General features: G+C 46.2%; 4 protein-coding genes and 2 pseudogenes. 4 read left to right on the forward strand and 2 right to left on the reverse strand.

Translation table 11 applies throughout. The annotated features are described in order from the left end of the window. Both AC3WTF_RS14830 and AC3WTF_RS14835 read left to right on the forward strand, forming a co-directional pair. Nucleotides 1-496: pseudogene (locus AC3WTF_RS14830) on the forward strand (NTTRR-F1 domain); the annotation flags it as partial. 180 nt (nt 497-676) lie between these two features. After that, the gene (locus tag AC3WTF_RS14835) at nt 677-3,433 is read left to right on the forward strand and encodes an exosporium glycoprotein BclB-related protein (protein ID WP_492314291.1); all 2,757 of its coding nucleotides are present in this window, start codon (nt 677-679) and stop codon (nt 3,431-3,433) included. A 154-nt stretch (nt 3,434-3,587) separates the two neighbouring features. Here AC3WTF_RS14835 and AC3WTF_RS14840 read toward each other — a convergent pair whose 3' ends face one another. Both AC3WTF_RS14840 and AC3WTF_RS14845 read right to left on the reverse strand, forming a co-directional pair. Beyond that, on the reverse strand, nt 3,588-4,667 hold the full coding sequence (locus AC3WTF_RS14840) for a response regulator (protein ID WP_257645095.1): 1,080 nt from the start codon (nt 4,665-4,667) through the stop codon (nt 3,588-3,590). A 72-nt stretch (nt 4,668-4,739) separates the two neighbouring features. Then, nucleotides 4,740-6,623 (reverse strand): annotated as a pseudogene (locus tag AC3WTF_RS14845) (sensor histidine kinase); the annotation flags it as partial. 234 nt (nt 6,624-6,857) lie between these two features. On the opposite strand from AC3WTF_RS14845, the gene AC3WTF_RS14850 reads away from it, so the two are divergent. Then, entirely contained in the window at nt 6,858-7,934 is a 1,077-nt protein-coding gene (locus AC3WTF_RS14850) for a response regulator (protein WP_047935440.1), read from the forward strand. Nucleotides 7,935-8,114: 180 nt separating this feature from the next. Next, nucleotides 8,115-12,285: collagen binding domain-containing protein (locus AC3WTF_RS14855; RefSeq protein WP_492314292.1), on the forward strand; the 4,171-nt coding region annotated here is incomplete at its 3' end.

Below are 12,285 nucleotides of genomic sequence, written 5' to 3' on the forward strand. Positions count from 1 at the left end.
CACAGGATCAACCGGAGCGACCGGAGTAACCGGGACAACGGGACCAACGGGAGCGACAGGAATAACAGGCCCAACAGGCCCAACTGCTAGTGCACCGACCTTGCTCTTCACAAGAACCAACGGGCCGCTCACTGTTTACCCGCCGTTAAATACAGAAGTTCCTGTTGCTGAACTGGAAATTCCAGTTAATACTTTGCAGAATGTAAAGTTTGATTATTCAGTCAGCGTCGATGTAACATCTACAGCCAATTCAAACTTTGTCTTTGAAATAAGATTATATAGGGGAGCAGTACAGATTCATACAAGACTTTTGTCAAGGTCTATTATTAGCGCAACTACTCAACGGTTTGCAGTAGCTGATACTACAGTGGATACAGCGCCGACCGCGGGAACGAACACGTACCAGCTGAGAGTTATTTTTACAACTGCTAATAATATAACAACAGCGACAGCTCTCAATATCGATTTTAACAGCATTCGTTTCCCGACAACATAATGACAACAGCAGACTGATATTTTAAAGATGAAAGACCTGACTTATGCACAGTTAGGTCTTTTTTCTCTAAAAGCTGTGCATGATGCAGCCTTAAGAACATTTGAAAATGTGCCCAATAGAAGTGGGGTTTTGCCACACCTTTTTTATTTGTGGAAATATTATGAAAATAGAGGTGGTGTAATGAGAAAAGGAGATACTTGGTATAACAGATACGACTCTTGGGATTGCGACTGCCGGCATTGTAATGAGTGTTGCTGTCATTCTCAACATAAAAGAAGAAATCAAAGGCGCAGTTATCATAATCGGGCACATTGCTGTGAAGGGTGCTGTTGCGAAAACTCTTGCTGTCATGAAAGATGGTGTCCGTGCTGTCATCCAAATCATTTTCATGTAAGAGGAGCGACTGGAGCAACGGGCTTCACCGGGGCAACGGGGCTGACTGGGGCAACTGGGTTCACCGGGGCAACGGGGCTGACTGGGGCAACTGGGTTCACCGGGGCAACGGGGCTGACCGGAGCAACGGGATCGACTGGGATCACCGGAGCCACCGGAATAACAGGAGTAACCGGAGATACCGGCGCCACCGGGGTAACAGGGGCAACCGGTGTAACCGGAGCAACTGGGATAACGGGCGCCACCGGAGCAACAGGAGTAACGGGCTCGACGGGAGTAACAGGCGCTACGGGAGTAACGGGTTCGACCGGAGATACTGGAGCCACCGGAATAACAGGTGCAACCGGGCCAACCGGATTAACGGGAGCAACCGGAGCCACGGGAATAACGGGCTCGACAGGAGATACCGGTGTAACCGGAACGACTGGAGTAACCGGTGTAACCGGAGCAACTGGGATAACGGGCGCCACGGGAGTAACCGGAGCGACTGGAATTACTGGGTCAACAGGAGAAACGGGACTGACTGGGGCAACGGGCTTCACCGGGGCAACGGGGCTGACCGGAGCAACTGGGATAACGGGAGCCACCGGAGCAACAGGAGTAACCGGAGCGACAGGAATAACCGGAGCCACCGGAGTAACGGGAGTAACCGGAGTAACAGGCGCTACCGGAGTAACGGGAGCCACCGGAGTAACAGGCGCCACCGGAGCAACTGGGATAACGGGAGCCACCGGAGCAACAGGAGTAACCGGAGCGACAGGAATAACCGGAGCCACCGGAGTAACGGGAGTAACCGGAGTAACAGGCGCTACCGGAGTAACGGGAGCCACCGGAGTAACAGGCGCCACCGGAGCAACTGGGATAACGGGAGCAACCGGGGGAACAGGCGCTACCGGAGTAACGGGATCAACTGGAGCTACTGGAGCAACAGGAGAAACGGGAGCAACCGGGATCACCGGCGTCACCGGAGCGACCGGGGCAACTGGAGCGACCGGGGTAATCGGAGCGACAGGGATAACGGGAGTAACCGGAGATACTGGAGCGACCGGAGTAACAGGAGCCACCGGAGATACTGGATCTACCGGAGTAACGGGAGCCACCGGAGTAACAGGCGCCACCGGAGTAACAGGCGCTACCGGGATAACGGGCACGACCGGAGTAACGGGAGCGACAGGAATAACAGGTGCAACCGGGGTAACGGGGGCAACCGGGGTAACAGGCATAACCGGAGCGATTGGAGTAACCGGAGCGACTGGAGTAACCGGGGATACTGGAGCAACTGGGATAACAGGAGCCACCGGCGCCACCGGAGCAACAGGAGCAACAGGAGTAACGGGCTCGACCGGAGAAATCGGCGCCACCGGAGTAATGGGAGCCACGGGAGTAACAGGAGTAACGGGAGCCACCGGGATAACGGGAGCCACGGGAGTAACAGGAGCTACCGGAGTAACAGGAGCAACCGGGATAACGGGATCAACAGGAGCAACCGGGATAACGGGATCAACAGGAGTAACAGGGATAACGGGATCAACAGGAGTAACAGGGATAACGGGAGCGACAGGAATAACAGGAGCAACCGGGATCACCGGAGCGACAGGAATAACGGGATCAACTGGAGATACTGGAGCCACCGGAGTAACAGGAGCAACCGGGGTAACGGGATCAACAGGAGCAACCGGGATCACCGGAGCCACTGGAATAACCGGAGCAACAGGAGCGACAGGAATAACGGGAGCCACCGGAGTAACCGGAGTAACCGGAGCGACCGGAGTAACAGGAGTAACCGGAGTAACCGGAGTAACGGGATCAACTGGAGTAACAGGAGCCACCGGAGTAACAGGAGCGACCGGAGTAACAGGCTCGACCGGAGCAACCGGAGATACTGGATCTACCGGAATAACGGGTGCAACCGGAGTAACGGGAGCCACAGGTGCAACTGGGGTAACGGGAACAACCGGAATAACCGGCGCCACCGGAGTAACGGGAGTAACCGGGGCCACGGGAGTAACAGGCGCAACAGGAGCAGGCGCAATCATTCCTTTTGCTTCTGGTCTCCCAACTGCCGTGACGACCATTGCCGGCGGATTAATCGGAACGGTGAGCCTTGTCGGGTTCGGCAATTCTGTGACGGGCGTCAGTGTCGGAGGGGGAGGTGCAATTGATCTTACCGGAGCCGGAGGGACTCTGCTGAACTTTGCTTTTTCGGCTCCGAGAAGCGGAACCATTACATCAATTGCCGCCTATTTCAGTACAACCGCAGCATTGTCGCTTGTCGGCTCGACTGTTACGATAACCGCACAATTATACAGTTCCACAGTGCCGAACAATACGTTCACGCCGATCCCCGGAGCATCCGTCACTTTAGCTCCTCCCCTCACCGGCATATTGTCAATCGGCAGCATCAGCAACGGAATCATGACAGGGCTGAACATTGCGGTAACTCCTCAAACCCGGCTGTTAATGGTATTCTCCGCCACTGCGACAGGCCTTTCGCTTATTAATACAGTGGCGGGATATGCAAGCGCGGGAGTTACGATTTCTTAAGTGAAAACGGCCAGACTGGTGCGGATCATCTAAGCTTGGAGAAGATATCACTTTTTCTTCAAGCTTTTTTGTTTTTACGTCTTTTTGGGTAAATAAAGGCTGACGGGAATTCCCCGACAGCCGGCAGAAGTATTTACAAGCCTTCTGAAGTTAATCAGTATCTTAATGAAGACGTTTTTAGTGAGTTCGAATCATCCGTTGTGCCGGCAGTGTGAATCATCATCGAAACAGCGGTGCCCTCATCCGGGGTGCTGGTGATCGTCAATTCACTTCCGCAAAAATGCTTCAGCCGCCGATTGATATTTTTCAGGCCGACACTGCGATTAACATCAGAAGACAAAATATCTTTCTGTATGCCCGGCATGATGCCGGTTCCATTATCCTCCACTTTGATAAAATACGTGTTTTCGCCTTGTTTTTTCGCTGTCAGCTTTATCCGTCCGCCGCCTCTTTTCTTACTGATCCCGTGATGAACGGCGTTTTCCACCAATGGCTGTATCATTAAAGGCGGAAGGGGGAAGTCAATGTCCTGTTCAATATCAAAAAGGATATCAAGCCGTTTGCCGAAGCGTGTTTTTTCTATAGAAAGATATGACGTAATGATAGAAAGTTCGTTTCTGAATGAGCTGATGTCCGAAGTGTTTTGAAAATCAAAACTCATCCTTAAATAGTTTGTAAATGCAGCAGTGGTTTCCCGTGCTTTTTCAATATCCAAATGGCTGAGCGCGATGATCGTATTTAATACGTTGTAAAGAAAATGAGGCTTAATCTGCGACTGAAGAAATGCCATTTCTAAATTTGTGGCTTGGTGAGCCGTATGCTTCATCAAAATTAAATTTTTAATACGCGCGGTGAATTCAGAGTAATGATAAGGCTTTTGTAAGATGTCGTTTGCTCCGGCATGAAACGCCTTGTATTTGTCATGGCTGATAATGGCTGCCGTAACGATAAGAACCGGCAGATCGACCATGCTGAATCTTTCGCGGATGTTTGTGCAGACTTCAAAACCCGTCATGTCGGGCATCATCAAGTCTAATATGACCAAGTCAAGCTTCGAGGAAGAGACAGCTTGAAGCGCCTCTTTTCCGCTTTTTACTGCGATTACGTTATAAGGAACACCTTCCAGCATATCAGTTAAAATTTTTAAACTCTCGATGTTATCGTCGACGATCAGAATCGTCGGAGCATCGATTTTTTCTGAGTAATAAGGCGTGACCAGCGAAATATCCGACATTCTCTGCCCGGGATGTGATTCAGGAAGTTCGGTCTTTGCTTCCGGTAAAGAATCAATTTGAGCGGCGGGTAACGTAAAATGAAAGGCTGATCCTTGCGCCGCCGCTGACTCCGCCCAGATGTCCCCGTTTTGGAGCTTGACGAGCTGTTTCACAATACTTAAACCTAAACCCGTTCCACCTTCTTCCGTCCCTCCCGCTTGCTGAAAAGAATCAAAAATGGTTTCAAGATCAGCCTCAGGAATGCCGCTGCCGGTATCGGCCACCGTGATTTGAATCATTTTGTCATTCAGGCTTTCAGCAGAAAGAATAATGTTCCCCTCGGATGTGTACTTGATTGCGTTTTCAACAAGATTGGTTAAGATTTGCCGGAATCGGTTTTCATCTGCAAGCACCAAAGGGAGGCCGTCCGGCACATGATTAAGAATGGCAAGTTTTTTATGTTTGGATAAAAGCCGGTAGAAGTTCATCTCACTGCATATGACGGCACGCACATCGACGGGAACCGGACGAATCTGCAGCATACCCTGCTTCATTTTTTCCAAGTCAAGAATATCATTTACGAGATCAGAAAGTCTGTAGCCCATACGGATGATCAGCTGCATATTTTCTTTCTCTTCCTCTATCGTCTTCTTTTTTCTGCCGGCTACAAGGGTTTGGCATATATTAATAATGCTGTTCAGCGGCGTCTTGAATTCGTGTGAAGTTTTGGCGATAAATTCATCTTTCAGTTGGTCGATTTTGACTAATTTCCGTGAGAGGACTTCATTGTCCCGGAAAGCTCCGGCGAATTGCTGCGCCATCAGAAGAACCACCGCCAATAAAGCGATGACTGTCGGCAATGAATAGAGCGAATTAAAAGAAAAAGCCGTTTTGCCGCTGTAAGCTGAAATGGTAGTAAGAATCACAAAAGCGCTCATCGAGACGGATGCGAGTGTAAGGTACGTGCTTCCTTTTATTTTTCTTATGGCGGCAATCGTAAAAATATATGTAATATAAAACAGAGTCGTAACGGCAAGCACAGAATGTAAAATGTATGAGAGATGGTCAATGAAACTTCCGGACATAAAATCAGTGATCAAGATAATCCCGGATAAAGCGGTTAAAAAGGTGATCGTCGTTTTTGAAACAATTTCTCTGTATGCATAAAAGAGATAAAGAAAAACCGCCATGCTGACAAGCACGGTTGAGATGATACGCAAGGAATTCAGCAATGAAAATGAAATAGACGGAAAGAGGAGAAAGATAATTCTTTCTTTCCCGATCATAAGAATAATGGCAGAAAAAAGCAGACACATCACGGAAAAGAACAATAAATGTTTATCCTTTGTCCGTTGCAAAAAAAAGCCGAGAAAATATAAACCGGTAATGAAAAAAGCCGTAATCATAATGGAATCATTAAAAAAGGAAATTTGATTCTCGCGTATAATTTGTTCCTGAGTCCCAAACGTTATCGGTTTTGCGATCCCCCAGCCGGGAACTTTTCCGAAATTCGAAAAATGCAGGACAAGTTCATTGTCACCCTTGTGAAGCCTGAAAAAGCTGCTGTACGGTTTGTTCTGCGCCTTAAAATCAGCTTTTTCTGTAGGATTGCCGCTCTGTCCGATTAATTTCCCATTAAGATAAAGGCGGTTTGAACTGTAGATATAAGATGTGCTGATCCCCAAAACCTGATTGTCTTCATTTGATCGGATTGTCAGTTTGTACGTCCCGTAATCCACATCGGCCGTTTTGCCGAACAGCTTCACATTGACGGGGACATCAACGAGTACGGGGTTTTTTCCTTTTGCTGAATGAAGCGCCTGCGGTGACAGCATCTGATTTGGATATAGAATCCATTTCCCGTTCAGCTGGACATTTCCATCCTTTTGAAAATCCCACTTTTCCAGATTGATCACGCCCTGTTCCGCTTGAGGGAGGGATGATCCTGAAAAATGATTCAGGACCATAAAAAGCATAAAGAAAGCAGCGTAGCCGCAAATAATCGAAATCGAAATAAATTTTTCTTTCACATCATTACTCCTTTATCCCATTCAGGGGCATTCTATTATCCTATGTAATGTATAAATATTGTAATCACAAACGTTATGATACAACAAGAGAAAGAAAAAGAATCCAACTATATAGGGCATTAGGCATGGTATAATTGAAATTATTTTCAGATATATCTATATTGACGGGTGGGATGCGGTTTGAAAGCGTTAATTGTGGATGATGAGGAACTGGCATTGCTTCATTTTAATCGTATGCTTGAGCGGACAAACGCATTTCAATCTATTATAACGTTTCAAGATCCGGCGGAAGTTCTGGAGCATTCGGAGCTTTCAGCAGCTGATGCGGTGTTTCTTGACATTGAAATGCCCGGGATAAACGGTATTGAGCTTGCTGAATCGATTCAGGAGGTCAATGAAAATATCCAAGTTGTTTTTATCACCGCTTATAATGAATTCGCGATCAAAGCGTTTGAATTAAATGCTGTCGATTATCTTTTAAAACCGGTTGACCATGCCCGGCTGCTGACAACTGTTGAGCGAATCCGAATGAATAAAAAACTCAGGTCGGCAGACGAGAATACCGGGACGGATTATGTTATACAATGTTTTGGGAACCTGGACTTTTATCAATCGGTAAATGGTGTCAAAACATACATAACAGTCAAGTGGAGAACATCCAAAGCCCGTGAACTGTATGCATTTTTACTTCTTAATCAAGGGCGTACGGTCAGTAAAGACATGCTGATGGAGATGTTTTGGCCTGCTTATGATGTATCAAAAGCAAGCACCCAGCTCTATTCGACAATATATCAAATACGGAAATTAATCGGTCAGCTGCCCTTCAGCCAATCAATAGAAAATACCGATATAGGATACATTCTCCGGCTTTCCGGAGTAAAGGTTGATACAGTTGAATGGGAAAAAACATTAAAAGAGGCTCCTCCGGTCAGCGCAGCTGCACTAACCCGGCACCTGGACATTGTCATGTCATATGAGAACCATTATCTCATGGAGAATGGCTATCTGTGGGCGGAGCCGGAAAAAGCGCGTCTGGCCCATCTGTGGCTCAGCAAAGCGTACGAACTGATTGGTTTTCTCATCCAAGAGAAGAACGATCATCAAGCGATGGATGTTTGCCTGCAGGTTGAGAAAATAGAGCCCGGTGACGATAAAATTATACAATACAAACTGCAGTTATTTAATAAACTGGGAAAGGTAGAAGAGGCGATAAAGGAATACGAACGCTATAAACAATTGAAGGATAAAATCAATTGACGATTGAATGACCGGACCGGCTGATGCCGGTCTTTTTTTGTGCGTTATTTCTGAAATAATCCCATGTACAGAATTTGTATAGGCCGATTTCATACAATGTAGTTTGGTTCGGATAAGGAGAATCCCATGCTTACCGGCTTGTTCGAACGTAAGTCTATATAAAAGGGGAGGAATAAGACATTGGGAGTGAGGAACTTTTCGTTCAGCCCGAAAAAAAGCAAAAGGCTGAGGGCGGCATTAATTTCATGCTTTACGCTGTTTTTCATCTTCAGCCAAGTTGTCAGCTTTACTCCGATCGCAGCCGCTTCCGGATCACAACAAAGCGAGAGCGGGTTCTTTGATTCAGTTGCAGTCAAAGACGGCAGACAGCAGACTGTTGACGGGTCAAAAGGGAGTGAGCCCGCTTTAGCACCGGGAGATAAAGTGACACTGACATACGAATGGTCACTAAAAAACAAGGAAGATGCAAGTGACCGGAATATCACCTTAAAGATTCCGGAAAGTTTTACATTAGATAACGATGCCGAAGGTGAGCTGACATCAGCTGATCGGGTGATCGGTATATATAAAGCTGAAGCAGACAGCAGCACGCTGGAAGTGAAAGTGAACGATGCTGAAGCAGATGCCGGGGATGCCAAAGGCTCCATTACACTGTCGGCGAAGTTTACTCCCGACATAACAGATGAGACGAAAATGGCAAAAGCTCTTTTTCAACTGGATGCCGGCAAGACCCAGCAGGTGTTAATACCTGTGAAGAAAGACGGAACAACGGATTCCGAAACAGAAAAAAACACCTCTTCAACACCTGCTGAACCTCAGGAAAAGACAGAGAAAAAATCAGCATCTGCGGACGGCGGTGATAAAGCAGAACAGAAAACGAAATCAAAACCTTCTGCTAAACGCAGTCAATCAAAAATGGCGGTTTCAAGCAAATCTGCCGCTAAAAGCCTTCAATCAGGCGGAAGCCGGATTACGCAAAATATTTTAACTGATGTGAAATTGACGGATGAAAAAGGAAAACCATATGACAAAAACAACCCTGCGAATACGAACTCTCCGGCAAATATCACCATTCAATGGGCGATTCCGAATGAGCTGGGGAAAACAATAAACGACGGTGATCGATATGAATTTGATCTGCCTAAAGAATTTATCATGCATAATGACATTACGAACCAGCCATTGACCGACGGCGATAGTACGTACGGAACTTTTTCCATTAATACGAGCGGCCATGTCATCATGACGTTTAACGGCGAGGTAAAAGAAGATACTAACGTCAAGGGGTCATTGTATGTAAACACCCAATTCAATCAGAAAGAAATAAAAGGATCAACCACACAAAAGATTAAGTTTCCGGTTAACTCTGATACGCCGGACGTAACGGTTTATTTTAAACCGAATGTCAATAAAACCATTGAGAAATCAGGGTCATTGGATAAAGGTATTAATCCCGGAAAGGTAACGTGGACGGTTGATCTTAATAAAAAGGAAGAAGAAGTTAAAAATGCGAAATTGACTGAAAGCCTTCCGGACGAATTGACTTTCCGCTCTGTGAAAGTGTATGAACTTGATGTGAATATTGACGGCTCGGTGAGTCAGGGAAATGAGATAACTTCAGGTTATACCGTTGGCGAAAACGGTAATGTCACCTTCGCCGGGACGATCGATTCAGCCTACCGGCTCATATATGACACGGAAATTAAAGATGAGGCAAAGCCGGGTAAAGGCGGAAACATCACGCTGACAAACAAGGCGGCATTCAGCGGAGACAATGCGGAGCCAATTTCTGCGGAAGCTTCCGTAACAGCGGGTTACGGAAAAATGATAGAAAAATCTTCGACAGGTTATAAAGGAGAATCCCAAACGTTCAGCTGGGCTGTTATGTACAACTACGGTGAGAAAAAGATTGATCAATCCAAAGCCGGCATCAAGGATACGTTCGGATCAGACGATCTGCATCTTGTTCCCGGTTCATTGAAAGTCCTTCCGATTACATTCAGCCAGAACGGCAGTGAACAAGAGGGCGCCCCATTAAAAGAGGGTGAGGATTATACGCTGACTGATAACGGGAACGGCTTTGAAATAAAATTCAAGCAAACTGTCACAGGAGCATATAAGATCATTTATCAATCTCAAGTCAACGATGGGGTCATTATTGACAGTCCTGTCAAATACACCAATACAGCAATGACAGATACAGGGGAATCAAAGGAAACTCCGGGAACCGCCATTCAGCAGAATCTGATCAAAAATTATTCAAATGCAGACTATGAGAAGAAGACGGTTGATTGGACAATCACAGTTAATAAAAACGGTTACACAATGAAAGACTGGACGCTGGATGATCAATTCACCAGCGGAGGCCTGGCGCTCATTGACGATTCATTTCACATGCAAGACACGACTGATAACAAAACGCTGAAAGAAGGAACAGACTATATATTAACAAAAAAACCCGGAAATCAAGGCTTTACAATAGCATTGATCGGGGATTATGCAGAAACAAACAGTCAGTTTAAGATCACGTATAAGACAAAATTCAACGCTGACTTTTCAAACGAACCCATTAAGAATACGGCGGAGTCGACATGGACGGATAAAAACGGCGGCAAACGCACAAATAAGGAATCGAGCGGCTTCACACCGAACAATCAGACGTCCCATAACGGATTCAAAAACGGCTCATACAACGCCGTTTCAAAAGAAATCACATGGAAAGTCGGCATTAATTACAATGGCGAACCTTCAAAAAATCCTTATATAAAAGATACGATCACAGATGGTCAGCAATTTTTGCATGGGTCGGTTGCTGTTAAAACGTATACCATCAGCAAAAACGGCTCCATCACTGAAGGGGAGGCGCTGGATCCTTCAAAATATGAAATAGAGGAGCCGTCAGACGGCAACAAAAATACGTTAATCGTACGTCTCAAAACAGATGACGCTTTACCATACCTGATTGAATTTAAAACGTCATTAAAAGGCCAGGTCATTAAACAGAGTCAATACACAAACAAAGCAGAGTACTTTAATAATGACCATGCAGACCGAACGCTGACGGGTTCAGTTTCCATCGCAAACGGAGGAAACCTGATTTCTAAAGGCGGCAAACAAAACGGAAACAATATCGATTGGAACATCAATGTCAATGCCAGCCAATCGACACTGGATGACGTAAAAGTCAAAGACACCCCGGATGAGAATCAAATAATAGATGAAGATTCTTTTAAAGTATTTCAAGCAAAATATAATGAGAACGGCGTTATGAAAGACAGCAGCGGAAACCTTATTCCGGGTGATGTGCAGCTTGAAAAAGATAAGGACTATAAACTAGATATAAAAACTGACAATGCCACCGGCGAACAATCATTTGTCCTTACCTTTACAGGCGGCTATAAACAAATCGACCGCGCGTATGTCATACAATATCGTTCTCTCATTAATATTTCCGGCAGCAGCGGTCAGGTCAGCAACAAAGTGTCGATATCAGGGACAAATGTTGAGGAGCAGACCCAAGAGAACAACAGCTCAGTGTTTGTCGCCATTTCAAGCGGCGGCGGCTCAGGATCAGGAGAGAAGGGAAGCCTGACGATATCTAAAACAGGATCAGACGGAACATCTCTTTCAGGAGCCGGCTTTCAATTATGGTCTAAAGACGGCAAGCAGCTGCTGCGTACGGGCACAACAGACGATGCCGGTAAACTTACGTTTGGGAATATCCGTTACGGAACCTATGTACTGAAAGAAATAAAAGCTCCGGACGGCTACACCATCAGCGATGCTTATGTAAACGGGGTCTCCGTTACGATTGACGGCAAATCCTCCGCAGCAGGAGCACTCTATAAAGTCATAAATCAAAAAAATAAGGTGACGCTTATCAAAAAAGACGAAAACAATAATCCTTTGGCCGGTGCTGTATTTAAGCTTGAGAAAAAATTAAGCGACGGCACCTATACTCTGATAAAAAATAATATTGAAAGCGATAAAAATGGGAAAGTTGAGATCAACGGTTTGCCCGCCGGATACTATCGGCTGATGGAGACGAAAGCCCCATCAGGGTTTATCGTAAACACAAAAGCCATTCACTTCTCAATCGCAAAGAACGAAAAGAATCAAGTACCTGATGTTGAATTGGGATCAATGGTGAATTACAAAGGAAAAGCCGCTTTAACGAAGAAAGATGCAGACGGCGGGAATCTTGAAGGCGCAGTTTTCAAAATCGTCGACCGTGATGGAAAAACGGTTCAGAAAGATCTGGTTTCAGATAAGGACGGAAAAGTAGAAACATCCGGCCTTGCACCCGGTCATTACGCCTTCATCGAAACGAAAGCGCCTGACGGCTATATGT

Source organism: Bacillus sp. EB106-06-01-XG163 (assembly GCF_058791615.1).